The sequence below is a fragment of the Qipengyuania sp. SM2512 genome (genome assembly GCF_054954005.1).
Genome location: NZ_CM143134.1, coordinates 1,522,166 through 1,545,951, shown reverse-complemented (window position 1 = coordinate 1,545,951; position 23,786 = coordinate 1,522,166). Strand labels below are relative to the sequence as shown.

23 protein-coding genes are annotated in these 23,786 nt (G+C 65.1%); 11 read left to right on the top strand and 12 right to left on the bottom strand.

What is annotated here, in order from left to right; all coding sequences use genetic code 11:
* Positions 1–4 precede the first annotated feature (4 nt).
* Both ruvC and ACQ5J0_RS07735 read right to left on the bottom strand, forming a co-directional pair.
* Entirely contained in the window at positions 5–478 is a 474-nt protein-coding gene (gene ruvC / locus ACQ5J0_RS07740) for a crossover junction endodeoxyribonuclease RuvC (protein WP_462570000.1), read from the bottom strand.
* A gap of 174 nt (positions 479–652) precedes the next feature.
* Positions 653–1,399: a YebC/PmpR family DNA-binding transcriptional regulator gene (locus ACQ5J0_RS07735; protein ID WP_462569999.1), complete on the bottom strand. Its 747-nt coding sequence runs from the start codon at positions 1,397–1,399 to the stop codon at positions 653–655.
* A gap of 49 nt (positions 1,400–1,448) precedes the next feature.
* Between ACQ5J0_RS07735 and ACQ5J0_RS07730 the strand changes: the two genes are divergently transcribed.
* Positions 1,449–2,207, top strand: coding sequence for a CPBP family glutamic-type intramembrane protease (locus tag ACQ5J0_RS07730; RefSeq protein ID WP_462569998.1), 759 nt, complete (start codon positions 1,449–1,451; stop codon positions 2,205–2,207).
* Here ACQ5J0_RS07730 and ACQ5J0_RS07725 read toward each other — a convergent pair whose 3' ends face one another.
* From ACQ5J0_RS07725 to ACQ5J0_RS07710, 4 genes are all read right to left on the bottom strand, one after another.
* On the bottom strand, positions 2,208–2,555 hold the full coding sequence (locus ACQ5J0_RS07725) for a heavy metal-binding domain-containing protein (protein WP_462569997.1): 348 nt from the start codon (positions 2,553–2,555) through the stop codon (positions 2,208–2,210). It lies immediately after the preceding gene.
* Positions 2,556–2,649: 94 nt separating this feature from the next.
* Entirely contained in the window at positions 2,650–3,531 is an 882-nt protein-coding gene (locus ACQ5J0_RS07720; RefSeq protein ID WP_462569996.1) for an SDR family oxidoreductase, read from the bottom strand.
* A 128-nt stretch (positions 3,532–3,659) separates the two neighbouring features.
* Positions 3,660–3,896, bottom strand: coding sequence for a DUF2312 domain-containing protein (locus ACQ5J0_RS07715; RefSeq protein WP_462569995.1), 237 nt, complete (start codon positions 3,894–3,896; stop codon positions 3,660–3,662).
* 84 nt (positions 3,897–3,980) lie between these two features.
* Positions 3,981–4,292 (bottom strand): DUF1244 domain-containing protein, encoded by a 312-nt coding sequence (locus ACQ5J0_RS07710; protein ID WP_462569993.1) that lies wholly within the window; start codon positions 4,290–4,292, stop codon positions 3,981–3,983.
* 50 nt (positions 4,293–4,342) lie between these two features.
* Between ACQ5J0_RS07710 and pyk the strand changes: the two genes are divergently transcribed.
* A complete protein-coding gene (pyk, locus tag ACQ5J0_RS07705; RefSeq protein ID WP_462569992.1) occupies positions 4,343–5,797 on the top strand; it encodes a pyruvate kinase in 1,455 nt (484 codons plus the stop codon).
* 13 nt (positions 5,798–5,810) lie between these two features.
* Here pyk and ACQ5J0_RS07700 read toward each other — a convergent pair whose 3' ends face one another.
* The 4 genes from ACQ5J0_RS07700 to rpoB form a co-directional block, all read right to left on the bottom strand.
* Positions 5,811–7,178 (bottom strand): glutamate--tRNA ligase, encoded by a 1,368-nt coding sequence (locus ACQ5J0_RS07700; protein ID WP_462569991.1) that lies wholly within the window; start codon positions 7,176–7,178, stop codon positions 5,811–5,813.
* Between the two features lie 27 nt (positions 7,179–7,205).
* A complete protein-coding gene (locus ACQ5J0_RS07695) occupies positions 7,206–7,691 on the bottom strand; it encodes a hypothetical protein (RefSeq protein WP_462569989.1) in 486 nt (161 codons plus the stop codon).
* A gap of 93 nt (positions 7,692–7,784) precedes the next feature.
* On the bottom strand, positions 7,785–12,140 hold the full coding sequence (rpoC, locus tag ACQ5J0_RS07690) for a DNA-directed RNA polymerase subunit beta' (protein ID WP_462569988.1): 4,356 nt from the start codon (positions 12,138–12,140) through the stop codon (positions 7,785–7,787).
* Positions 12,141–12,211: 71 nt separating this feature from the next.
* Positions 12,212–16,405: a DNA-directed RNA polymerase subunit beta gene (gene rpoB / locus ACQ5J0_RS07685; protein ID WP_462569987.1), complete on the bottom strand. Its 4,194-nt coding sequence runs from the start codon at positions 16,403–16,405 to the stop codon at positions 12,212–12,214.
* A 461-nt stretch (positions 16,406–16,866) separates the two neighbouring features.
* Here rpoB and ACQ5J0_RS07680 point away from each other — a divergent pair, with 461 nt between their 5' ends.
* The 7 genes from ACQ5J0_RS07680 to ACQ5J0_RS07650 all read left to right on the top strand — a co-directional run bounded on the left by ACQ5J0_RS07680 (position 16,867) and on the right by ACQ5J0_RS07650 (position 20,793).
* Positions 16,867–17,013, top strand: a complete 147-nt coding sequence (locus tag ACQ5J0_RS07680) for a hypothetical protein (RefSeq protein WP_462569986.1) — start codon at positions 16,867–16,869, stop codon at positions 17,011–17,013.
* Between the two features lie 71 nt (positions 17,014–17,084).
* Positions 17,085–17,636 carry a DUF2975 domain-containing protein gene (locus tag ACQ5J0_RS07675; RefSeq protein WP_462569985.1) on the top strand — a complete coding sequence of 184 codons (552 nt, stop codon included), beginning with the start codon at positions 17,085–17,087 and terminating at the stop codon, positions 17,634–17,636.
* Positions 17,636–17,848: a helix-turn-helix domain-containing protein gene (locus ACQ5J0_RS07670; protein ID WP_462569984.1), complete on the top strand. Its 213-nt coding sequence runs from the start codon at positions 17,636–17,638 to the stop codon at positions 17,846–17,848. The genes ACQ5J0_RS07675 and ACQ5J0_RS07670 overlap by 1 nt, the downstream gene beginning before the upstream one ends.
* A 59-nt stretch (positions 17,849–17,907) precedes the next feature.
* Positions 17,908–18,162 carry a hypothetical protein gene (locus tag ACQ5J0_RS07665; RefSeq protein ID WP_462569983.1) on the top strand — a complete coding sequence of 85 codons (255 nt, stop codon included), beginning with the start codon at positions 17,908–17,910 and terminating at the stop codon, positions 18,160–18,162.
* 330 nt (positions 18,163–18,492) lie between these two features.
* The gene (rplJ, locus tag ACQ5J0_RS07660) at positions 18,493–19,008 is read left to right on the top strand and encodes a 50S ribosomal protein L10 (RefSeq protein WP_462569982.1); all 516 of its coding nucleotides are present in this window, start codon (positions 18,493–18,495) and stop codon (positions 19,006–19,008) included.
* 83 nt (positions 19,009–19,091) lie between these two features.
* Positions 19,092–19,469, top strand: a complete 378-nt coding sequence (gene rplL, locus ACQ5J0_RS07655; RefSeq protein ID WP_454597720.1) for a 50S ribosomal protein L7/L12 — start codon at positions 19,092–19,094, stop codon at positions 19,467–19,469.
* 385 nt (positions 19,470–19,854) lie between these two features.
* A complete protein-coding gene (locus ACQ5J0_RS07650) occupies positions 19,855–20,793 on the top strand; it encodes a hypothetical protein (protein ID WP_462569981.1) in 939 nt (312 codons plus the stop codon).
* Positions 20,794–20,805: 12 nt separating this feature from the next.
* Here the strand turns inward: ACQ5J0_RS07650 and ACQ5J0_RS07645 are convergent, their stop codons facing one another.
* Together ACQ5J0_RS07645 and ACQ5J0_RS07640 are read right to left on the bottom strand one after the other, a co-directional pair.
* Complete coding sequence (locus tag ACQ5J0_RS07645; RefSeq protein WP_462569980.1) at positions 20,806–20,961, bottom strand: hypothetical protein; 156 nt, start codon at positions 20,959–20,961, stop codon at positions 20,806–20,808.
* Positions 20,962–21,034: 73 nt separating this feature from the next.
* A complete protein-coding gene (locus tag ACQ5J0_RS07640) occupies positions 21,035–21,715 on the bottom strand; it encodes a hypothetical protein (protein WP_462569979.1) in 681 nt (226 codons plus the stop codon).
* A 202-nt stretch (positions 21,716–21,917) separates the two neighbouring features.
* Between ACQ5J0_RS07640 and ACQ5J0_RS07635 the strand changes: the two genes are divergently transcribed.
* Positions 21,918–23,333, top strand: coding sequence for an MATE family efflux transporter (locus ACQ5J0_RS07635; protein WP_462569978.1), 1,416 nt, complete (start codon positions 21,918–21,920; stop codon positions 23,331–23,333).
* A 162-nt stretch (positions 23,334–23,495) separates the two neighbouring features.
* A complete protein-coding gene (gene groES / locus ACQ5J0_RS07630) occupies positions 23,496–23,783 on the top strand; it encodes a co-chaperone GroES (RefSeq protein ID WP_067609626.1) in 288 nt (95 codons plus the stop codon).
* The last annotated feature ends 3 nt before the right edge of the window (positions 23,784–23,786 follow it).

The following is a 23,786-nucleotide window of genomic DNA, read 5'->3' as shown; positions in this document are numbered from 1 at the left end:
TCCGTCAGCCTGGCCGGGTCAGATGCGCGTCGGCGATCGCCACCGCCAGCGCGTCGGCGGCGTCGGCGCCCGCGATCTTGGCGCCTGGCAGCAGGATCTTGAGCATCGCCTGAACCTGCGATTTTTCCGCCGCCCCGGTGCCGACCACTGATTTCTTAACCAGCCGCGCGGCGTGTTCGTTCACCGCCAGCCCCGAAGCCCCGCAGGCCGCCAGCACGCAGCCGCGCGCCTGCGCCAGCTTGAGCGTGGATTGCGGGTTCTTGTTGACGAAGACCTCCTCCGCCGCGGCGCGGTCGGGGGAATGCGCGGCGATCACTTCGGACACTTCGCGATAGAGCTGCGCCAGCCGCTCGGCCATCGGCGCCTTGGGATCGGTCTTCACCTGACCGTTGGCGAGATGCACCAGCCGCGAGCCCTCGGTGCGGATCACGCCCCAGCCGGTGCAGGACAGCGAGGGGTCGAGACCGAGGATGATCATGGTGCCATCCCCGCGTCTTGGTCATGCTGAACTTGTTTCAGCATCCATCCCGCGGAATTGCACTTCAGGCGCAGGTGGAGAAATGGACCCTGAAACGAGTTCAGGGTGACGATTAGCCGGGAGCTCAGCACGAAGGGGCGCTTGCAGTTTCCGTGCAGTCGCTCACCCCACGCGTCACCCTTCGAGCTTTTCCATCACCTCGTCGGAAATGTCGTAATTGCCCCACACCGTCTGGACGTCGTCGTCGTCGTCGAGCGCGTCGATCAGCTTGAGCAGCGTGCCCGCGCTCTTTTCGTCCATCTCGACGGTGAGATTGGGTTTCCACGCCAGCTTGACCGTCTCGGCCTCGCCCAGCGCCTTTTCGAGGTCGGTGGCAACTTGGTGGAGATCCTCCGCCGCGGTCCAGATCTCGTGGCCGTCCTCGGTCGAGGCGATGTCCTCCGCGCCCGCTTCCATCGCCGCTTCGAGGACCTTTTCCTCACTACCGGCATCGACCGGATAAAAGATATAGCCGAGCCGTTCGAAACCGTGCTGCACGCTGCCCTCGGTGCCCAGATTGCCGCCATGCTTGCTGAAGGCGGTGCGGACCGAGGTCGCGGTGCGGTTGCGGTTGTCGGTCAGCGCCTCGACGATGATCGCGCTGCCGCCCGGGCCGTAGCCCTCGTAGCGCACTTCCTCGTAATTGTCCTCGTCGCCGCCGCTGGCCTTGTCGATCGCGCGCTGGATATTGTCCTTGGGCATGGACTGCGACTTGGCAGCGTTGACCGCCAGCCTCAGCCGCGGGTTCATGTCCGGATCGGGCGCCCCCATCTTGGCCGCCACGGTGATTTCGCGGCTGAGCTTGGAAAACAGGTTGGACCGTTTCTTGTCCTGCGCACCCTTGCGGTGCATGATGTTCTTGAATTTGGAATGGCCTGCCATGGGTATCGCTTGATAATTGTGGGAGGGATCAGAAGGTCGCAATAGCCTCATGACAAGCGAGACGACAAGCCTTGGCGAGGCGAATTCCGCCCGCGAGGAATGGCAGCGCTATGCCGGTTTCATCGCGCGCCCCCGGCTCCCGGCGCGCGCGCAGCCGATAAGCGGCGCGAGCCTGCGCGCGGTGCTGCGCATGCTCGGGCTCGATTTCGCGATGATGGCGGTGCTGATGGCGCTCGCCACGCTGGTGGTCGCCGCCGGGGTCGACCTGCCCGAAACCGCGCTGGAGAACATCGATCTCACGCTGGGTATCGTCGCATTGGTGGTGATCGGCGCGCCGCTGCTCGAGGAGGTCGCCTTCCGCGGCTGGCTCTCGGGCCGGCCGGGGCATGTTTTCGGACTGGTGGTGATCGTTATCGGCCTGGGTGCCATCGCCGCGATGGTGGCGTTGGGCAACGCGACCGGCGTCGGAATGGGCATCGTGATCATTGCATGCCTAGTGTTTTTCCCCGGCCTCGCCCTGCTGATCCTGTGGCGCTGGCGGCGACGCCCGGCAATGCCCTGGTTCACCCGCGCCTTCCCGCTGTTCTTCTGGCTGAGCACCGCGGGTTTCGCCTGCATCCACCTGTTCAATTTCGCCGAGGGCAGCCTCTATGTCCTGCTGCCGCTGGTGCTGCCGCAATTCGTGACCGGGTCGATCCTTGGCTATTTGCGCGTCCACTACGGCCTGTGGGCAGCTATGCTGCTCCATGCGCTCCATAACGGCGCGATCATGGCAGTGGCGCTGGGGGCGATGCTGCGCGCCGGCTGATCAGATCTTCACGGCGGTCCCGCTGGCGCTGACCATGAGCATCGAACCAGTGTCGCCGATCACCTCGTAGTCGAGATCGACCCCGACCACCGCATTCCCGCCGCGGCTGCCGCATTCGGCCTGCAGTTCCTGGATCGCCTTCTCGCGCGCCTCGGCAAGGATCCGCTCGTAACTGCCCGAGCGCCCGCCGACGATATCGCGGATGTTCGCGAACAGGTCGCGAAACAGATTTGCGCCGACGATCACCTCGCCGGTCACGATCCCGAGATATTCCTCGATCGGACTGCCTTCGATGGTCGGGGTGGTGGTGACGATAATTCCGCGAGCGTCTTTCCAGGGGCTTGCCATGATCCAATTTCCTCTCGTTTCGCAGTGGCCGACCTGCCGTTAGGCGTGACGGCGTGCACTGTATTGCTATGGCAAACCACGTGGGCGATCAAGATCACCCGTTGACCACGATCCCGCCGTTGGGGTGCAGCACCTGCCCCGACATGTAGGAGGAATCCTCGCAGGCGAGGAACAGGAAGGCGGGTGCAACCTCGTTGGGCTCGCCCGCACGGCCCATCGGCGTGCCTTCGCCGAAATGCTCCATCTTTTCCTCGCTCGATCCGCCGAAGGGGTTGAGCGGCGTCCAGATCGGCCCCGGCGCGACGGCGTTCACGCGAATTCCGTCCTCCGCGAGATTGGCGCTCAACGAGCGGGTGAAGGCGGTGATCGCCCCCTTGGTCGCGGAATAGTCGAGCAGCTCGCCCGCACCCCTGTACATCGTCACGCTGGTGCAATTGACGATGGTCGAACCCTTTTGCAGATGCGGCCGGACCGCCTGCGCCAGATAGAACATCGAGAAGATGTTGGTCTGGAAGGTGCGCTGCAGCTGCTCTTCGGTGATGTCGGTGATGTCCTGATCGGGGTGCTGTTCGCCCGCAATCTGGATCAGCGTGTCGATCCTGCCGAAGGTCTCGAGCGTCTGCGCGGCGAGCTTGTCCGCCTCGCTCTTCTGGCCGAGGTCGCCAGCGAGCGAGAACACCTTCGCGCCTTCGGCCTCGCACAATTCGCGGGTCTTCTTCGCGTCGTCGTGTTCGCACAGATGGGACATCGCGATATCGGCGCCCTCGCGCGCGAACAGCACCGCCGTCGCACGGCCGATCCCGCTGTCGGCCCCGGTGACGATCACAACCTTGCCCTTCAACCGCCCCGATCCAGGGTAGCGGGGTTGCCATTCGGGCTTGCGCTCGAGATCGGATTCGCGGCCCGGCATTTCGGGCTCCTCCGCGATCGGCGGGATGTAGCTCGCGCCCTGGGTGCGTTTGAGTTCGTCGGCCATGGTCGAATTTCCTTTGCAAAGAGAATGCTTTGCAAAATCCAACCTATCGGCCTGCGGGCCGGTTCCGCGGCAGGGCGATGCCGCGGAACCGTTGGTCGCATCAAGGCCGGCGCATCAAGTCCGGCGCATCAGGCCATTCCGAGCGCGTTCTTGTAGGTCTCGAGAATCGTTTCCTGTTCGGAGCGGTCGTCGGGCTTCATCTTCCTGAGGCGAACCACCTGGCGCATGATCTTGGGATCGTAGCCCACCGCCTTGGATTCGGCATAGACGTCGCGGATATCGTCGGCGATGCCCTTCTTCTCCTCTTCGAGGCGCTCGACCCGCTCGATCAGCAGGCGCAGGCGGTCGTCGGTGGCTTCGGCCATGGTTGAATGCTCCAATAAATTGAAATGAGAATCGGTTGGCCGCCTGCTAGCCGACCGCGCCGGATGGGTGAAGGCGCGGCCGCGCTATTCCACGCGATTCTTCGCCACGCTCTCTTCCATCCGCCGCAATTGTTGCTCGGTCGCGGGTGTCTGGCGAGTGGCTTTCCAATCCTCCGCCGGCATTCCGTGGATCAGCGCGCGCGACTGCGCCTTGTGGCCCTCGTAGCCCGCATCGCGGATCCAGTCGGCCAGGCAATTGCGGCAGAAGCCCGACAGCCCCATCAGATCGATGTTCTGCGCATCGTGACGGTGCTGCAAGTGCCGCACCAGCCGGCGGAAGGCGGCGGCGGCGACATCGTCGGGCAGAGCATCGAGGGGATCGTTATTCGTGGTCATAGCGCGGCTTGGTCCTTGAGTTGCAACGGCGCCCTGTCATAGCAAGGCGCATGAGAAAATTCGATCCGCGCGGCCGCAAGGTCAAGATCCTCGCCACCCTCGGCCCCGCCTGCACCGACCCCGACGTCATGCGCCGGCTGTTCGAGGCCGGGGCCGACGCCTTCCGCGTCAACATGAGCCATGGCGAGCACGAGACCCACGCCGAATCCATCCGCAACATCCGCGCGCTGGAAAAGCAGTTCGGCCGCCCGATCCCGATCTTCGCCGATCTCCAGGGCCCCAAGCTGCGGGTCGGCAAGTTCAGGGACGGCAAGGCGGTGATCCGCCATTCGGGCCACTTCACCCTCGACCGCGATCCCACCCCCGGCGACGAAACCCGGGTGGAGCTGCCGCATCCCGAACTGTTCGGTCTGCTCGAGAAGGGCCAGCGGCTGCTGATCAACGACGGCAAGATCCGCCTGCGGGTGATCCGCGCCGATGCGGACGCGATCCTGTGCTCGGCCGAGGTCGGCGGGGTCATTTCCGATCGCAAGGGCGTCAACGTCCCCGATGCGGAGATCCCGATCCCCGCCTTGACCGAAAAGGATCGCCGCGACCTCGCCTTCGCGCTGTCGCAGGGGGTCGACTGGATCGGGCTGAGCTTCGTCCAGCGCCCCGAGGATATCGCAGAAGCGCGCAAGCTGATCGGCGGCAAGGCGGCGCTGTGCGCCAAGATCGAGAAGCCGATGGCGATCCGCCGGCTCGACGAGATCGTCGAGCTCTCCGACGGGATCATGGTGGCGCGCGGCGACCTCGGGGTCGAACTCGAACCGCAGGAAGTCCCGCCGCTGCAGAAGCGGATCGTCAACACCGCGCGGCTGGTCGGCAAGCCGGTGATCGTGGCGACGCAGATGCTCGAATCGATGATCGAGAGCCCCGCGCCGACCCGCGCCGAGGTCTCCGATGTCGCCAACGCAGTCTATGACGGCGCCGATGCGGTGATGCTCTCGGCGGAAACCGCTGCGGGCGAATGGCCCGAGGAAGCGGTCACCATCATGCACCGCATCGCGGTCCAGGTCGAACGCGACGAGGGCTATATCGAGCGGGTGCGCTTTCTCGACACCCCGCCCGACCGGACCACGGCGGATGCGCTGGCGCATTCCTGCATGACCGTGGCCGACACGGTGGCGATCAAGGCGATCACCGTGTTCACCGGCTCGGGTTCGACCGCGCGCCGCGTCGCCCGCGAACGCCCCTCGGTGCCGATGATGGTGCTGACGCCCTCGCACGACACCGCGCGGCGGGTCGGGCTGCTGTGGGGCGCGCATGCGGTGGTCACGCGCGACATCGGCAGCTTCGAGGAGATGATCGCCAAGGGCAAGCGGATGGCGCTGCGCCACCGTTTCGCCACCGGCGGGGACAAGCTGATCGTGCTCGCCGGGGTGCCCTTCGGCACGCCGGGTTCGACCAATCTGCTCCATGTCGTCACGCTGACGGGCAACGAGCTGGAGAAATACGAGAGCTGAGCCGCGCCGGGCGCTAGCCTCGCGCGGCGCGCTCCAGCCTCGCGCGCGCTTCGCTCTCGCCGATCAGCGGCAGCAGCTCGCCCATGTCGGGGCCGTGGCCCTTGCCCGTCAGCGCCAGTCGCAGCGGCAGGAACAATTGCTTGCCCTTGCGCCCGGTGCCCTCCTTGAGCCGCGCAGTGAGCGCCTGCCAGGGATCCTCGCCCCACTCGAGCGCCTGAGCCGCCTCGGCGAGAAACGCCCGGTCCTCCGCCGAGAATTCGCCCGCCTCGATCGGTCCGGTGACCAGCCGCCACCAGTCGCCCGCCTGCGCCAGGGTTTCGAGATTGGGGCGGATCGCGTGCCAGCCCGCCTCGTCCATTCCCGCAGGCAGGCGATCGGCGATCCGCTCGTAGGGCAGCTGGTGGACGATGGCCGCGTTGACCCTCTCGAGATCCGCCTCGTCGAAACGCGCCGGGGCGCGGCCGAAGGTGCCGAGATCGAAGCCCGCGATCAGCGCCGCGCGGTCGGCGATCGGCTCGACCGGGAGCGAGGTTCCGAGCCGGGCGAGCAGCGCGATCAGCGCCTCGGGCTCGATCCCGCGCTCGCGGAAGGCATCGCATCCCAGCGAGCCCAGCCGCTTGGAGAGCTTGCCCTCTTTGCCGACCAGCAAGGCCTCGTGCGCGAAGGCGGGATGCTGCAGATTTGCTGCAGCATCGGCGCCTGTCGTCCCTGCAGCATGGAGCGCAGCAAAGATCTGGATCTGCACCGCGGTGTTGGAGACGTGATCCTCGCCGCGCAGCACATGGGTGACCCCCATCTCGATATCGTCGACCGCGCTGGGCAGCATGTAGAGCCACGAGCCGTCGGCGCGCCGGACCACCGGGTCCGACAGCTGCGCGGGATCGAATTTCTGCCTGCCGCGGACCCCGTCCTCCCATGCGATCGGAGCTGAATGGTCGAGGCGGAAGCGCCAGTGCGGCGCCACGCCCCCGGCCTCCTTTTCCGCGCGCTGCGCATCGGTCAGAGCCAGCGCGGCGCGGTCGTAGACCGGCGGCAAGCCCCGCCCGAGCTGGATCTTGCGCTTGAGATCGAGCTCTTGCGCAGTCTCGTAGGCGGGATAGACCCGGCCGGCCTCGCGCAGCCTTTCGAAAGCCGCCTGGTAGATCGTCAGCCGCGCCGACTGGCGCTCCTCGCCATCGGGATCGAGCCCGAGCCAGGCGAGGTCCGCGCGGATCGCCTCGACATACTCCTCGCGGCTGCGCTCGGCATCGGTGTCGTCGATCCGCAGCAGGAAGCGCCCGCCCGCCTTGCGCGCCAACATCCAATTGTGGAGCGCGGTGCGGATATTGCCGACGTGGAGGCGGCCGGTCGGCGAGGGAGCGAAGCGGGTGATCACGGTCATGGCGGTGCGATTAGCCGAGCCCGCGCGCTATTGCGAGAAGAGCGTCACGCTATGCCCCCCGCCCGATAGCTCGATGCCATTTGTCGGCGTCCGCGTGATCTGCTGCGGGTCGTCGAACACCGCCATTATCGCTTCCTCGGCGGGATGGAGCCCTCGCTCGCAGATGGGCTCGGCGGTCGCTTCGGTGCGGAGCCGGCCATCGACATAGCGATAGGCCCAGCGGGGCGTGACGCATTGCGAGGCGAGAGCGATCGTGTCTTCGCTGACCGACAGGCTGATCCCGTGCCCGAGGTCGATATCCGCGCCATCGGCACCCGCCACGCGGTATTCGCCAGCCGGCAGAAGCTGCTGCCGTTCGCCACCGGGCGGCGCAGGTGCCGGGTTAGGTGTCGGAACCGGGGCACCGGCAGGCGGCGCGGGTTCTTCTCCAACAACGGCGGTCGGCTCATTGTCAGGGCCCGGCTGACAGGCGGCGAGCGCCAGAGCGGCAATGGAGGCGATACTCTTTCTCATGACGCTGCCAACGCATGAGGCAACAAAAAGCCCCGCCGGAATCTCTCCCGGCGGGGCCTCTCGTTTCGCATCGGAGCGCGATGAAGGAGAGAACTACTCCTCCTCGTGCTTCACGATCGCCTCGGGCGTATCGGCTTCGTCGCTGCGCAGGTAATCGCCCGCATCCGCGTCGGTGCCATGCGTCTCGCCTTCCATCGTGGCCAGCGGCGAATCGCCGGTAGCAGCCTCCGCCCCGCGTGCGAGTTCGGCCTTGTGCTCTTCCTCGGCGGTCTGGGCGGCGATGATCGCATCCTGCGCCTTCTTCCACTGCGCCCGCAGCGCGACATCGCGACCCGAAGCGGTAACCCGCATCCGGTTCATGCCCGCGCCGGTGCCGGCGGGGATGAGACGGCCCACGATCACGTTCTCCTTGAGACCGACCAGCGTGTCTTTCTTGCCCTCGACCGAAGCCTGGGTGAGCACGCGAGTGGTTTCCTGGAAGGACGCCGCCGAGATGAAGCTGCGGGTCTGCAGCGACGCCTTGGTGATGCCCAGCAGGATCGGAACGCCCGCGGCCTTCTTCTTGCTGCGCGTCAGCTTCGCATTGGCCTCGTTCATCTCGTCCAGATCGACCTGCTCGCCCGGCAGCAGCGTGGTGTCGCCGCCATCGGTGATCTCGACCTTCTGCAGCATCTGGCGAACGATCACCTCGATGTGCTTGTCGTTGATCTTCACGCCCTGGAGCCGGTAGACCTCCTGGATCTCGTTGACCATGTATTCGGACAGCGCCTCGACGCCCATGACCTCAAGGATGTCGTGCGGGTTGGGCGAGCCCGAGATGAGCGTATCGCCCTTCTTGACGAAATCGCCTTCCTGCACGTCGATCACCTTGGTCTTGGGGACCAGATATTCCACCGGTGCGCCCTCTTCCGGGACGATCGCGATCTTGCGCTTGGCCTTGTACTCGCGGACGAATTCGATTCGGCCCGAGATCTTGGCGATGACCGAAATGTCCTTGGGCAGACGCGCCTCGAACAGTTCCGCGACGCGCGGCAGACCGCCGGTGATGTCGCGGGTCTTGGCGGCTTCGCGGCTGGCACGCGCGAGAATGTCGCCCGCATCGACCCGCTGGCCGTCCTCGACCGACATCGTCGTGCCCGGAGCGAGCATGTAGCGCGCCGCCTCGGTCTCGTCGCCCGCATCGTTGAGCAACGTAAGCCGCGGACGCAGATCCTCGTTGCGCTTGCGACCGGTGGCACGGTTCTCGGTCACCACGCGCTGGGCGATGCCGGTGGCATCGTCGACGCGCTCTTCCAGGGTCGTCCCTTCGACCAGATCCTGGAAGCGGACCACGCCGCTCTGCTCGGTGATGATCGGCAGCGAGAACGGATCCCATTCCGCCAGACGATCGCCCTCGGTGACCTTGTCGCCATCCTTGTGCATCAGCACGGTACCATAGGGCACCTTGTGGATCTCGCGCTCGCGGCCTTCGGCATCGATCACCGCCAGCTCACCGTTGCGGGCGAGACTGAGGATCCGGCCCTTCTTGTCGACGATCGTGGGCATGTCGCGATAGACGATGTTGCCCGAGGAGATCGATTCGAGGTGGCTAGTCTCGTTGAGCTGCGCCGCGCCGCCGATGTGGAAGGTCCGCATCGTCAGCTGGGTGCCCGGCTCGCCGATCGACTGCGCCGCGATGACGCCGACGGCTTCGCCGATGTTGACCGGCGTGCCGCGGGCGAGATCGCGCCCGTAGCACTTGCCGCAGACGCCCTGATCGGCCTCGCAGACCAGCGGCGAACGAATCTTGGCGACCTGCGTTTCGGCAGCCTCGATTTCCTTCACCATCGGCTCGTCGAGCAGCGTGCCCGCCTTGACGATCACTTCGCCGGTGGCCGCATTGACGATGTCCTCGGCAATGGTCCGGCCCAGGATGCGCTCGCCGAGCGAGGCGATGACCGAGCCGCCCTGGACGATCGCACGCATGTCGAGCGCGTTCTGCGTCTTGCAGTCCTCCTCGACGATGACGCAGTCCTGCGACACGTCGACGAGGCGGCGGGTCAGGTAACCCGAGTTCGCCGTCTTCAGCGCCGTATCCGCGAGACCCTTGCGGGCGCCGTGGGTGGAGTTGAAGTATTCGAGGACGTTGAGGCCTTCCTTGAAGTTCGAGATGATCGGGTTCTCGATGATCTCGCCCGAAGGCTTGGCCATCAGCCCGCGCATACCGGCGAGCTGCTTCATCTGCGCCGGGCTACCACGCGCACCGGAGTGGCTCATCATGTAGATCGAGTTGATCTGCGCCTGCTTGCCGTCGTCGCCGATCGGCTGCGAGCGGATTTCCTCCATCATGGCCTCGGCCACCACGTCGCCGCAACGGCTCCAGGCGTCGATCACCTTGTTGTACTTTTCCTGCTGGGTGATCAGGCCATCCTGATACTGCTGTTCGTAATCGGCGACCAGGTTCTTGGTGTCCTCGACCGTCTTGATCTTGGAATCGGGGATGATCATGTCGTCCTTGCCGAAGGAGATGCCGGCCTTGAACGCGTGGCGGAAGCCCAGCACCATGATGGCGTCGGCGAACAGCACCGTGTCCTTCTGACCGGTGTGGCGATAGACCTGATCGATGACATCGCCGATTTCCTTCTTGGTCAGAAGGCGGTTGACGATGTCGTAGGGAACCTTGTGGTTCTTGGGCAGGCATTCGCCGATCAGCATCCGGCCCGGAGTGGTCTCGAAGCGGGTCATCGACACATTGCCCTTTTCATCGGCCTGCGGAACGCGGGCGATGACCTTGGTGTGCAGCGTGACCGCTTTGGTCTCGAGCGCCTGGTGGACCTCGGCCATGTCCGAAAACATCTGCAGCCGCTCGACCTTGGTGCCGTCCTCGTTCTCGATGAACTCGGGGGTCTTCTCCTGCCGCTCCATCGAGAGATAGTAGAGACCCAGCACCATGTCCTGCGAAGGCACGATGATCGGCTTGCCGTTGGCGGGCGAGAGGATGTTGTTGGTCGACATCATCAGCACGCGCGCTTCCAGCTGCGCCTCGAGGCTCAGCGGAACGTGGACGGCCATCTGATCGCCGTCGAAGTCGGCGTTGAAGGCCGAGCAGACCAGCGGGTGCAGCTGGATCGCCTTGCCCTCAATCAGCACGGGCTCGAACGCCTGGATGCCCAGGCGGTGAAGCGTCGGGGCGCGGTTGAGCAGCACGGGGTGTTCGCGGATGACCTCGTCCAGGATATCCCAGACTTCCTTGCGCTCCTTCTCGACCCACTTCTTGGCCTGCTTGAGCGTCATCGACAGACCCTTGGCGTCGAGCCGGGCGTAGATGAACGGCTTGAACAGCTCGAGCGCCATCTTCTTGGGCAGGCCGCATTGGTGCAGCTTGAGTTCGGGACCGGTCACGATCACCGAACGGCCCGAATAGTCGACGCGCTTGCCGAGCAGGTTCTGACGGAAGCGGCCCTGCTTGCCCTTGAGCATGTCGGACAGCGACTTGAGCGGACGCTTGTTGGCGCCCGTGATGACGCGGCCGCGGCGGCCGTTGTCGAACAGGGCGTCAACGGCTTCCTGCAGCATGCGCTTCTCGTTGCGGACGATGATGTCCGGCGCGCGCAGCTCGATCAGCCGCTTGAGGCGGTTGTTGCGGTTGATGACCCGGCGATACAGGTCGTTGAGATCCGAAGTCGCGAAGCGGCCACCATCGAGCGGCACCAGCGGGCGCAGCTCGGGCGGGATCACGGGGATCACCTCGAGGATCATCCACTCAGGGCGGTTGCCCGAATCGATGAAGCTCTCGACGACCTTCAAGCGCTTGATGATCTTCTTGGGCTTGAGCGTCGACTTGGTGGTCTCGAGCTCCTGCAGCAGATCGGCGCGCTCCTGCTCGAGGTCGAGATCCATGAGCATGGTCTTGACCGCGGCAGCGCCGATATCGGCGGTGAAGGCGTCCTCGCCATATTCGTCCTGCGCGTCGAGGAGCTCATCCTCGGTCATCAGCTGGAACTTCTCGAGCGGGGTCAGGCCCGGCTCGGTGACGATGTAGCTCTCGAAATAGAGCACGCGCTCGAGCTGCTTGAGCTGCATGTCGAGCAGCAGACCGATGCGGCTAGGCAGCGATTTCAGGAACCAGATATGGGCGACCGGCGCGGCGAGCTCGATATGGCCCATGCGCTCGCGGCGGACCTTGGTCACGGTCACCTCGACGCCGCACTTCTCGCAGACGACGCCCTTGTATTTCATGCGCTTGTACTTGCCGCACAGGCACTCGTAATCTTTCACCGGACCGAAGATGCGCGCGCAGAACAGCCCGTCACGCTCGGGCTTGAACGTGCGGTAGTTGATGGTCTCGGGCTTCTTGATCTCGCCGAAGCTCCACGAGCGGATCCGCTCGGGTGAAGCGATCCCGATCTGGATCTGGTCGAAGGTTTCCGGCTTGGCGAGCTGGTTGGTGAATTTGGTCAGTTCGTTCATGACAATTCCCTAGCGGGTGAATTTCTTAGCAGCGGCAAGGAGTTGGGTCGGCCCGGAAGCCGACCCCGTTCCTATTGCGCCGCGATCTGCAGCCCGTCGTCGTCGTCCTCGTTGATCGAGGAGAGTTCGACATTGAGGCCCAGGCTGCGCATTTCCTTGACGAGCACGTTGAAGCTCTCCGGAATGCCGGCCTCGAACGTGTCGTCACCCTTGACGATCGCCTCGTAGACCTTGGTCCGGCCGATCACGTCGTCCGACTTCACGGTAAGGATCTCCTGCAGCGTGTAGGCGGCGCCGTAGGCCTGGAGCGCCCAGACCTCCATCTCGCCGAAGCGCTGGCCGCCGAACTGCGCCTTACCGCCCAGCGGCTGCTGGGTGACGAGGCTGTACGGCCCGATCGAACGCGCGTGGATCTTGTCGTCCACGAGGTGGTGCAGCTTGAGCATGTAGATGATGCCCACGGTGACCTTGCGGTCGAAGGCCTCGCCGGTGCGGCCGTCGTAAAGGACCGACTGGCCCGAGCTGTCGAGACCGGCCTGCAGCAGCTGACTGGTCACGTCACCCTCGCGGGCACCGTCGAACACCGGGGTACCCATCGGGACGCCCAGATAGAGATTGCTGGCGAGCTCGACCACTTCCTCGTCCGACCTGGTGTCGATCGTCTCGTGGTAGTTCTCGCCGTAAACCTCCTTCAGCTTGTCGCGGACCGCCTCGGGGGGCTGCGCCGCCTCGGGATCCGGATTGGCTTCGCGCCACTGCGCCAGCGAGGCGGTGACCTGCTGGCCGAACGCACGCGCCGCCATCCCGAGATGCGTCTCGAAGATCTGGCCGACGTTCATGCGCGAAGGCACGCCGAGCGGGTTGAGCACGACATCGACCGGGGTCCCGTCCTCGAGGAAGGGCATGTCCTCCTGCGGCAGGATCCGGCTGATGACGCCCTTGTTGCCGTGACGGCCGGCCATCTTGTCGCCCGGCTGAAGCTTGCGCTTCACCGCGACGAAGACCTTGACCATCTTGAGCACGCCCGGGGCGAGTTCGTCGCCACGCTCGAGCTTCTCCTTGCGGTCCTCGAACTTGGCATCGATGATCTTGACGGCTTCGTCGTATTGCGACTTCACCGCCTCGATCTGCGTCTGGCGCTGATCGTCGGCAACCGCGAACTTGAACCATTCGTGCTGCTCGATCCCGTCGAGCAGTTCCTCGTCGATCTCGACGCCCTTCTTGACGCCCTTGGGCGCGGCGGAAGCGGTCTGGCCCATCAGCATGTCGCGCAGGCGGTTGTAGGTCGCCCGGTTGAGGATGGCGCGTTCATCGGCGGCATCCTTGCGCAGATGCTCGATTTCCTCGTTCTGGATCGCGCGGGTACGGTCGTCGATCTCGATGCCGTGACGGTTGAACACCCGCACCTCGACCACCGTGCCGGCGACGCCGGGGGGCAGACGCAGCGAGGTGTCGCGCACGTCGGAGGCCTTCTCGCCGAAGATGGCGCGGAGGAGCTTTTCTTCCGGCGTCATCGGGCTCTCGCCCTTGGGCGTGATCTTGCCCGCCAGAATATCGCCCGGGTGCACTTCGGCACCGATGTAGACGATGCCCGCCTCGTCGAGGTTGCGCAGCGCTTCCTCTCCGACATTGGGGATGTCGCGGGTGATGTCTTCCGGGCCCAGCTTGGTGTCGCGCGCCATGACTTCGAATTCCTCGATATGGATCGAGGTGAAGACGTCGTCCTTCACGATGCGCTCGGAGATGAGGATGGAATCCTCGTAGTTGTAGCCGTTCCAGGGCATGAAGGCGACGAGGCTGTTCTTGCCCAGCGCCAGCTCGCCCAGATCGGTCGAGGGGCCATCGGCGATGACGTCGCCCGGCTCGACCGCCTCGCCCACCTTCACCAGCGGACGCTGGTTGATGCAGGTGTTTTGGTTCGAACGCTGGAACTTCTGCAGCGTGTAGATGTCGACGCCCGACTGGCCGGGTTCGACATCGCCGATCGCCCGGATGACGATACGCGTGGCATCGACCTGATCGACCACCCCGCCGCGCACGGCGGCGATGGCGGCGCCGGAATCGCGCGCCACGGTCTCTTCCATGCCGGTGCCCACGAAGGGCGCCTCGGCCTTGACCAGCGGCACGGCCTGGCGCTGCATGTTCGAGCCCATCAGCGCGCGGTTGGCGTCATCGTTTTCCAGGAAGGGAATGAGCGATGCGGCGACCGAAACGAGCTGCTTGGGGCTGACGTCCATCAGCGTGATGCTCTCGCGCGGCGCCATGAGGTTGTCCCCGTTCTGGCGCGAGGAGATCAGCTCTTCGGCAAAGCTGCCGTCCTCGTTGAGTTCGGCCGAGGCCTGCGCAACGGTATGCTTCTGCTCTTCCATCGCGGACAGATAGATCACCTCGCTGGAGACCTTGCCGTCCTTCACGACGCGGTAGGGCGTCTCGATGAAGCCGTATTTGTTGACGCGGGCAAAGGTCGAGAGCGAGTTGATCAGACCGATGTTCGGGCCCTCAGGCGTCTCGATCGGGCAGATCCGACCGTAGTGGGTCGGGTGAACGTCGCGGACTTCGAAGCCCGCGCGCTCGCGGGTGAGACCGCCCGGGCCCAAGGCCGAAACGCGGCGCTTGTGCGTCACTTCGGACAGCGGGTTGGTCTGATCCATGAACTGCGACAGCTGCGACGAACCGAAGAACTCGCGCACCGCAGCGACCGCAGGCTTGGCGTTGATCAGATCGTTGGGCATCACGGTCGAGACATCGACCGAGCTCATCCGCTCCTTCACGGCGCGCTCCATCCGGAGCAGGCCGACGCGGTACTGGTTCTCGAGCAATTCGCCGACCGAACGCACCCGGCGGTTGCCGAGATTGTCGATGTCGTCGACGTCGCCCTTGCCGTCCTTGAGGTTCACCAGTTCCTTGACGACCGCGAGGATGTCTTCCTTGCGCAGCGTGGTGACGGTGTCCTCGGCATCGAGCTCGAGCCGCATGTTGAGCTTTACGCGGCCGACGGCGGAGAGGTCGTAGCGGTCGGCGTCGAAGAACAGGCCTTCGAACAGAGCTTCGGCGGTTTCCTTCGTCGGCGGCTCGCCCGGACGCATCACCTTGTAGATGGCTTCCAGGCCTTCTTCGCGGTTCTCGGCCTTGTCGACCTGGAGCGTGTTGCGCATCCAGGGGCCGACATTGACGTGGTCGATGTCGAGCAGTTCGATGCTGTCGATCCCGGCCTTGTCGATCGCCTCGAGGTTCTCGGCAGAGACTTCCTCGCCCGCCTCGATGTAGATGCGGCCGGTCTTCTCGTCGATCAGGTCGTGCGCCGAATAGCGCGCGAAGATTTCCTCGGTCGGCAGCAGCAGCGTCTCGAGACCATCCTTGGCGGCCTTGTTGGCGGCGCGCGGGCTGATCTTCTGGCTGGCGGGGAAGACTTCCTCGCCGGTCTTGGCGTCGATGAGCGGGAAGGCCGGCTTCTGGCCGCGCCACTGGTCGGGCTGGAACGGAATTTCCCAGCCGTCCTTGGCGCGCTTCCACGTCACCTTGTCGTAGAAGATGTCGAGGATTTCCTCGCTGTCGAGGCCCAGGCCGAACAGCAGCGAGGTGACGGGCAGCTTGCGCTTGCGATCGATCCGGACGTTGACGACGTCCTTGGCGTCGAACTCGAAGTCGAGCCAGCTACCGCGATAGGGAATGATCCGCGCCGCAAACAGCAGCTTGCCCGAGGAGTGGGTCTTGCCGCGATCGTGGTCGAACAGCACACCGGGCGAACGGTGCATCTGGCTGACGATGACGCGCTCGGTGCCGTTGACGATGAAGGTGCCGTTGCCGGTCATGAGCGGCATATCGCCCATGTAGACGTCCTGCTCCTTGATATCGAGCACGGAGCGGGTCTCGGTTTCCTGATCCACCTCGAACACGATGAGGCGCAGCGTCACCTTCATCGGCGCGGCATAGGTGATCCCGCGCTGGCGGCATTCGGTGGTGTCGTATTTCGGCGGCTCGAGTTCGTAATGGACGAAGTCGAGTTCGGCGGTGCCGGCGAAGTCGCGAATCGGGAAGACCGAGCGCAGCGTCTTTTCCAGACCGGAGACGTAGTCCTTCTCCTTGTCGGAGCGCAGGAACTGCTCGTAGCTCTCGCGCTGGACCTCGATCAGGTTGGGCATCTCGACGACTTCGTGCGCATCGCCGAAGATCTTGCGGATACGGCGCTTGGCCGTGCCCGAGGTTGCCGAACGGGTCGTGGTCTTGCCGGCGCGCTTCTGGGGCGCATTCGCCTGGGTAGCCATAAGGGGGGTATCACCTTTGCCTGGATGCCGGACCTGCGCAGGATGCGCGGCGGCCGATTTCATGTCTCGTGGGCGTTGAGAACCATAGCGACGTCATGCGGCCGCAGCGAAGGCGCACCGGCTCGCGGTGCTGCTGCAGCTTCCTTGTGGACGTCGCGATATGGAAACGCCGCTTCCAATCCCGTGGCCGATCCCCGCGCAAGAATCGGCCCTGCTCGAAGCGGGCGGTCGAGGGTGCATATAGGGGCGGAGGGGGGCAGGGTCAACTCCGCGATTGGGCCGGGGCTCCGGACCGGGGTTGACTATGTTGACGCCGGATCGCGTCGCTTTTCGATGCGACGCACATCGTTTTTCGATATTATCGATTGACAATAAGATTGACCGCTCATATTCGCTCCTTATCGAATAACGATAATGCTGTTCGGTGAGCCCACTTCGCTGAGCCCACAAGGAGACCGACCATGAACCACCCTCTCGATAACGTCCTCGCCGGACTGGCTGCCCTGATGATCGTCGGGACGGCGATGACCGCGGTGGTCTCGGTTCCGCCCGCACCCGCGCCCGCGCAAACCGGTGCCGCCGCGCTCGCCGTACCGGTTCTCGCCTGACACCTTCGCCAGAGCCGAAGTGTCACCTTTCTAAGTGTCACCTTCTCCAACATCACTTTAGGAGCCTCGCCATGTCCACCGATACACCACGCGCACCTGCGCGCGACCCGCTGCTCGCTGCCGCCAAGCTCGTGATCGCCCTGCTGATCGGACTCCTGATCCTCGTCATGACTGCGGTCGCGATAGCCTTGGGCGCCGCGCTCGTGTTCGGCCCCGCGGAGGTGCTCGCAGAAATCGGCGGAACCGATGCGCCATTGCAGGCCTATTGGGCGATCCTGGCGCTGATGCTGCTGTTGGAAGGCGCGCTGTTCCTCGGCATTCGATTCCTGCTCGAGCTGCGCCGCATCGTGCTGTCGGTCGAGAAGGGCGACCCGTTCCACCCCGCCAACGCCGAACGGCTCGGGCGGATGGGCTGGCTCGCGCTGGTGATCTGGCTTGCGGACATTCCCATCGCCCTGACGGGCGCGTGGCTCACTCCCTATCTTACCGCTGCGGAAGAGGATTTGCAGATCTCGGGCGATTTCGGGGTCGAAAGCCTGTTCCTAATCCTCACCCTGTTCATCCTCGCCCGCGTGTTCCGCCAGGGCGCGGCGATGCGCGACGATCTGGAAGGGACGGTCTGATGGCGATCCATGTCAAGCTCGACGATCTGCTCCACGAGCGGCGCATGACGCTGACCGAGCTCGCCGAACGGGTCGGGCTCACGCTCGCCAATCTGTCGATCCTCAAAACCGGCAAGGCGCGCGCGATCCGCTTCTCCACCCTCGAGGCGATCTGCCGCGAATTGCAGTGCCAGCCGGGCGATCTTCTCGCCTACGAGGAGGGAATTCGCTAGATTTCGGGAACCATCGGAAATTGTGGCCATTTTGTGTTGAGTCACAAGGAGCCAAACCCATGAAGAAGATCGCAATCGCCGCCGCCCTGCCCTTCGCGCTCACGCTCGCAGCCTGCGACAGCAACGAGGAAATCGACGGCACCGACACCACCTCGATGGAAGCCGAAACTGTTAACCCGATGGATGTCGGCACCAGCGATCCGGTCGTCGCCGACGACACCATGATGGCCGACGATACCATGATGGCCGAAGAGCCGATGACCGATGACGTCGAAACCGATCCCATGACGATGGAACCCGTCGAAACTCAGTGACCCAAAGATGTGGGCCGGGCGCGCCCGCGCGTTCCCGGTTGACAAACCCCGGCAATCCCCTAGAGGCCCGCCATTGATCGGCGGGCCTCTTCGTATGTGCGCCGATCTTCCGTCCGAGACAGTTGGTGCTCCGGGGTTCATCCGGAGCTTAATTTCCAGCCGAGACGGGGAAACGAGATTTTCGCGCCGCCATCGGCGGCGTTCCGGCATGTTTCGCATGCCCTCCTTCCCCATCAACGGACTGCCCTCATGTCGATGTTCGGCATGGGGAAACGTGAGCCGGTCGCGGTGTCGCCTATGCGGCGCGCGGCCATAGTGAAGGAGTAAGGCATGGATCGTTCGCAGAAAGCCGATTCGGTCGCCCAGCTCAACGAGGTCTTCAACGAGGCAGGCGTGGTGGTCGTCACCCGCAACCTCGGGCTTTCGGTGGAACAATCCACCGCATTGCGGACGAAGATGCGTGAAGCCGGTGCGTCCTACAAGGTTGCGAAGAACCGCCTCGCCAGACTCGCCCTGAAAGACACCGATTACACCGGTATCGACGAATATCTCGTGGGCCCGACCGCCCTCGCCTATTCGGTCGATCCGGTCACGGCTGCCAAGGTCGCGGTGGATTTCGCCAAGACCAACGACAGGCTTGAAATCGTCGGTGGTTCCATGGGCGCGACTGTGCTGGACGAAGCCGGAATCAAGGCACTCGCCTCGATGCCCAGCCTCGATCAGCTGCGTGGCACGATCGTGGGTCTCGTCAATGCCCCGGCGACCAAAATCGCCCGGGTCGTCAACGAGCCCGCATCCAAGCTTGCCCGCGTCTTCGGCGTCTACGGCGCCAAAGAAGCGGCATAAGCGGTTCGACGCGATTGCACGAATTCAAATGGGGCCGATCCGGAATAGTCCGCGGCCCCGCCATATAATTGGAGTGAAACATCATGGCCGATATCGCCAAGCTGGTTGAAGAACTGAGCAAACTGACCGTCATGGAAGCCGCCGAGCTTGCCAAGGCGCTTGAAGAAGAATGGGGCGTTTCCGCTGCCGCAGCCGTGGCTGTGGCCGGTCCCGCCGCCGGTGGCGGCGATGCCGCCGCTGCCGAAGAGCAGACCGAATTCGACGTGATCCTCACCGGCGACGGTGGCAAGAAGATCCAGGTCATCAAGGAAGTCCGCGCCATCACCGGTCTGGGCCTGGGCGAAGCCAAGGCGCTCGTCGAAGGCGCTCCCAAGCCGGTCAAGGAAGGCGTCAACAAGGCGGAAGCCGACGAGATCAAGGGCAAGATCGAAGCAGCCGGCGGCACCGTCGAGCTCAAGTAAGCTTTTCAAGCTTTTGCGGGTGTCTTGAAGCATCCGTGATCGGGAGGGCGGTGCCGCAAGGCGCCGCCCTTTCTCGTGTGGCCGGGGCATGACCGGGGTCCCGCCGCCGCCGCGATGCGGTGTCGGGCCCTTCCTCCTCGTCATTGCGAGCCGCCGCAGGCGGCGCGGCAATCCATGAACCACCCTCGCTGCCTGACACCGCGCCAGAGCCGACCCGCGACGCTGCGCCCTGGATTGCTTCGTCGCTGCGCTCCTCGCAATGTCGAGAGGGGAAAGATTGCCGCCCCGGCCCCATTCGCGGAAGCCGGACCCAAATTCATTACTTCCCCGCCAGACCAAAGCCCGACATAATCACCCGACCGGATCGAAGCGCGAGGACGAGGCCATGGCACTGCCGCATTTTCTCAGGCGCAGCCCGCAGGGCGTCGGGGTTGCATGTGCTATCGGCGCGACCATGCTGGGCGGTGTGTATCTCGCCCTGGCGGGTGCCCCGGCGCAGCTAATCGGGGTCAATCTCGCCGCGCTGGTACTGGGGCTGACTGGCCTGGTTGCGCTGCGCCATTCGGCAAACGCGCTTCGCGGGATGGCGGGATTCGCGATGCTGCTGGCCGCGCTCGTCATGCTGGCGACACCGGCAATCGGCGAGACGGCGGAAGGGGCGAGCCGCTGGGTCGCGCTCGGCCCGCTGTTCGTCCAGCCGAGCCTGATCCTCCTCCCGCTCATGGTGGTGGGCTTCCTGCACCGGCGCAGCGTCGTTGCGACGCTGGCGATGCTGGTCGCGGCGCTGGCCATGGCGCTCCAACCCGATCGCGCGATGGCGGGCGTCCTCGTCGTCGGCCTGGCGGCGCAGGTGTTTGTCCGGCCCGATCGCCATGCGACGGTTGCGCTCGCCGGCAGCCTTGCGGCCTTCCTTGTCGCCCTAATCCGTCCCGATACCGTGCCGGCCATGCCCTATGTCGAGCAGATCTATTTCACCGCCTTCGAGGTCGGCCTGCTGGCAGGGTTCGCGGTGATCGGCGGAACGGTCCTGCTGCTGGTTCCTCCTCTGGCGATCGCGCATCTGGCTCCGGAGCAGCGTCCGACGGGCCTGGTATTCGCAGCGGTGTGGCTGGCGACGATAGCGGCTGCCCTGCTGGGGAACTATCCGACCCCGGTGGTGGGATATTCGGGCGCGGCGGTGCTGGGGTATGTCCTCAGCCTGTTCGCCTTGTCCGGCACGCCATCCCCCTCCACCGGCTTTGTGCCGGAACGGGATCAGGGACAGCATCGCGGCCAGCAAGACAGCGGCGATGAGGGGCTGAACCTCGCTCCAGTTTCTCCGTGACCCCCCGCGCGGTCAAGTTCTGCTGCGCGAATCCGCGATGCGGTAGAAGGTCTCGCCGTCCTCCTCGACCCGGTGGAGGATCACGTAGCTCTCGGGCAGGCGATCGTCGTCATTGCGAGCCGCCGCAGGCGGCGCGGCAATCCATGAACCACCCTCGCTGCCTGACACCGCGCCAGAGCCGACCCGCGACGCTGCGCCCTGGATTGCTTCGTCGCTGCGCTCCTCGCAATGACGAGATGTCTCAACCTGCGGTCCGCGAATCCGCGATTCGGTAGAAGGTGTCGCCGCCCTCCTCGACCCGGTGGAGGATCACGAAGCTCTCGGGCAGGCGGTCCCCGCCGACGCGGGCAAGCCCCAGCGCCTTCGCGGTCTCGCGGTCGGGATCGGCCAGCGCGCGCGATTCCAGCCCCTCCTCGTCCGCATAGACGATCGCCGCGGGGGCCGCGCCGTCTATCCGCGCCATGAAGGTCTCGAACGGCTCCGACTGCATATAGCCCGAGAGCTGGAGCATGCAGGTGTGGGCGTGATTGAAGGCCTCGTCGTCGCGCGCGGTGCTGTTGTGCCAGGAACACAGCGGCATCAGATAACATACGCCGCCCTTCTTCACCTTCCCGCTCGGATCCGTGGTCACGTGCCCGCCGACCGAGAACTTGGCGTGGCTCGAACCGGAATCCGCCTTGGGAGTATCGGCGTAGCAGGCCTGGGTGATCGTGCATCCGGTGGATTTCGCCGACATGGTGATCAGCAACTGCTTCCACTTCAACTTGTCGATCTTCGGATCGTCGGTGCTGTCCTTGACGTTGTACATGATGTCCGGAATGTCGAGGATCGCTGCACCGGTCGAGGTGATCCGCAAGGATGCGAAACGATCCGCAAAGCTAGCCAGCCGCTTGGCGTGGGATGCCATATCTCCGCCTGTCATGGCGGGTCCTCCATCTTGTCCAGACGTCGGGGAGTATCGCTCCCGCGCTCGAAACACGCCTCGAACCGGGTCCGTTTCGGGGCGATAGGACCGGGCCTGGACAGCCTTATCGTTTGCCAGGAATTGGCGCTGCCCCTATCCGGCCTGCGCCCGGTCCGGCTGCGAAGGCAGCCAAATGTCGGATCCGGACCAATTCGTATCGATGACCCAGGAACATCCCCCCAGGCCCCTGCCCACGGCACGCGAAGGCTGGAGCGGCGAGATCCGCGCCACGCTGCGGCTGAGCTGGCCGCTGGCGGCGGCGAACCTGTTGCAGATGCTGACTTATGCGGTCGACGTGATCTTCATCGCGCGGCTGGGCGAGGCGCAGCTTGCGGCCTCGGCGCTGGCGGTGGCGCTGTTCGGCATGGTGCTGTGGGCGCTGTCGGGGCTGACCGGCGCGGTCGCCCCGGTGATCGCCGCCGAGCTGGGCGAACGCGCCCCGGCGCTGCGCACGGTGCGCCGCGCGACGCGGATGGGGCTGTGGATTTCGGTCATCAGCGGGCTGCTGGGGATGGGCGTATGCCTGCTGCTGGGGCCGCTGATGCGCGTCACCGGGCAGGATGCGGACATCATCGCTCTGGCGAACCAGTACAACGGCGTGATCATCTTCTCGATGATCCCGATGCTGTTCAACAATGTGCTGCGCAATTTCGTCTCGGCGCTGGGGCGGCCGGTGTTCGCCACCGCGATCACCGCGCTGGGCATCGGGGTCAACGCGCTGGCGAACTACGCCTTCATCTTCGGCAATCTGGGCGCGCCCGAGCTGGGGCTGCGCGGCGCGGCGATCGCCACCATCCTCACCGCGCTGTTCACCTTCGGCGCCTATGTGCTGGCGATCAGGATGGACCGCCGGCTGCACCGCTACCATGTGTTCGGGCGCTGGTGGGCGCCCGACTGGCCGCGCGCCTGGACCATCACCAAGATCGGCACCCCGATCGCGCTGACCATCACCGCCGAGGCCGGGATCTTCGGCGCGGCCGCCTTCCTCATGGGCAATATCGGCGCCAGCCAGCTCGCCGCGCACACGGTGGCGCTGCAGATCGCCGCGCTCGCCTTCCAGGTGCCCTTCGGGATCGGCCAGGCAGCGACGATCCGCGTGGGCTATTTCTACGGCGCGCGCGACACGGTGGGGATGCAGCGCGCAGGCTGGTGCGCGATCGTGATCGGCACCGGCTTCATGGCGCTGACCGCGCTGGCGATGGTGCTGGCCCCCAAGCCGCTGATCGCGATCTATCTCGACCCTTGGGATCCGGCCAATGCGGTGCTGGTGGGGCTGGCGCTGCAATACATCGTCATCGCCGCCGGTTTCCAGCTGTTCGACGGGATGCAGGCGGTGGCCGCGGGCGCACTGCGCGGCCTGCAGGACACGCGCATCCCGATGTGGATCGCCGCCTTCTCCTATTGGGTGCCGGGCTTCGGAACCGCGATGGTGCTCGGCTTCGCCACCCCGCTCGAGGGCGTCGGCGTGTGGATCGGGCTCGCCATCGGGCTGACCTGCGCGGCGCTGCTGCTGACCTGGCGCTGGCACCGCCGCGATGCGTTGGGGCTGACCGAGCGGCCTCTGCGCGAGGCGTGACGGCCGCCTTCACCGGGGCCCGCAAAAACTCCGCACGGGCCGGAGTTTTTTACCTGAACCCCCGTTGACTAAGCAGGGGCGCATACACATATGCGGCTCGCTGGCACTCCGGCACCGTGAGTGCCAGCTTGCAATTCAACCCTCTTAAAGGAAGGTCACACTATGGCATTTCGTCCGCTGCACGACCGCGTACTGGTCCGTCGCATCGAAGCCGATGAGAAGACCGCAGGCGGTATCATCATCCCCGACAGCGCCAAGGAAAAGCCCAGCGAAGGCGAGATCATCGCCGTCGGTGAAGGCGCCTACAACGAGGACGGCGACCGCATCAAGCCCGACGTCAAGACCGGCGACCGCATCCTGTTCGGCAAGTGGTCCGGCACCGAGGTCAAGCTCGATGGCGAAGACCTGCTGATCATGAAGGAAAGCGACATCATGGGGATCATTTCCTGATCC

Excerpts from the sequence above, each read along its gene's own strand:
- ACQ5J0_RS07715 (WP_462569995.1), bottom strand. The coding sequence starts at position 3,896 with ATGGCCGAAGCCACCGACGACCGCCTGCGCCTGCTGATCGAGCGGGTC.
- ruvC (WP_462570000.1), bottom strand. The coding sequence starts at position 478 with ATGATCATCCTCGGTCTCGACCCCTCGCTGTCCTGCACCGGCTGGGGC.
- ACQ5J0_RS07730 (WP_462569998.1), top strand. The coding sequence starts at position 1,449 with ATGACAAGCGAGACGACAAGCCTTGGCGAGGCGAATTCCGCCCGCGAG.
- ACQ5J0_RS07735 (WP_462569999.1), bottom strand. The coding sequence starts at position 1,399 with ATGGCAGGCCATTCCAAATTCAAGAACATCATGCACCGCAAGGGTGCG.
- ACQ5J0_RS07640 (WP_462569979.1), bottom strand. The coding sequence starts at position 21,715 with ATGACAGGCGGAGATATGGCATCCCACGCCAAGCGGCTGGCTAGCTTT.
- rpoC (WP_462569988.1), bottom strand. The coding sequence starts at position 12,140 with ATGAACGAACTGACCAAATTCACCAACCAGCTCGCCAAGCCGGAAACC.
- ACQ5J0_RS07700 (WP_462569991.1), bottom strand. The coding sequence starts at position 7,178 with ATGACCGTGATCACCCGCTTCGCTCCCTCGCCGACCGGCCGCCTCCAC.
- ACQ5J0_RS07695 (WP_462569989.1), bottom strand. The coding sequence starts at position 7,691 with ATGAGAAAGAGTATCGCCTCCATTGCCGCTCTGGCGCTCGCCGCCTGT.
- ACQ5J0_RS07680 (WP_462569986.1), top strand. The coding sequence starts at position 16,867 with ATGAACCACCCTCTCGATAACGTCCTCGCCGGACTGGCTGCCCTGATG.
- pyk (WP_462569992.1), top strand. The coding sequence starts at position 4,343 with ATGAGAAAATTCGATCCGCGCGGCCGCAAGGTCAAGATCCTCGCCACC.
- rpoB (WP_462569987.1), bottom strand. The coding sequence starts at position 16,405 with ATGGCTACCCAGGCGAATGCGCCCCAGAAGCGCGCCGGCAAGACCACG.
- rplL (WP_454597720.1), top strand. The coding sequence starts at position 19,092 with ATGGCCGATATCGCCAAGCTGGTTGAAGAACTGAGCAAACTGACCGTC.
- groES (WP_067609626.1), top strand. The coding sequence starts at position 23,496 with ATGGCATTTCGTCCGCTGCACGACCGCGTACTGGTCCGTCGCATCGAA.
- ACQ5J0_RS07725 (WP_462569997.1), bottom strand. The coding sequence starts at position 2,555 with ATGGCAAGCCCCTGGAAAGACGCTCGCGGAATTATCGTCACCACCACC.
- ACQ5J0_RS07665 (WP_462569983.1), top strand. The coding sequence starts at position 17,908 with ATGAAGAAGATCGCAATCGCCGCCGCCCTGCCCTTCGCGCTCACGCTC.
- ACQ5J0_RS07650 (WP_462569981.1), top strand. The coding sequence starts at position 19,855 with ATGGCACTGCCGCATTTTCTCAGGCGCAGCCCGCAGGGCGTCGGGGTT.
- ACQ5J0_RS07670 (WP_462569984.1), top strand. The coding sequence starts at position 17,636 with ATGGCGATCCATGTCAAGCTCGACGATCTGCTCCACGAGCGGCGCATG.
- rplJ (WP_462569982.1), top strand. The coding sequence starts at position 18,493 with ATGGATCGTTCGCAGAAAGCCGATTCGGTCGCCCAGCTCAACGAGGTC.
- ACQ5J0_RS07720 (WP_462569996.1), bottom strand. The coding sequence starts at position 3,531 with ATGGCCGACGAACTCAAACGCACCCAGGGCGCGAGCTACATCCCGCCG.
- ACQ5J0_RS07710 (WP_462569993.1), bottom strand. The coding sequence starts at position 4,292 with ATGACCACGAATAACGATCCCCTCGATGCTCTGCCCGACGATGTCGCC.
- ACQ5J0_RS07675 (WP_462569985.1), top strand. The coding sequence starts at position 17,085 with ATGTCCACCGATACACCACGCGCACCTGCGCGCGACCCGCTGCTCGCT.
- ACQ5J0_RS07635 (WP_462569978.1), top strand. The coding sequence starts at position 21,918 with ATGACCCAGGAACATCCCCCCAGGCCCCTGCCCACGGCACGCGAAGGC.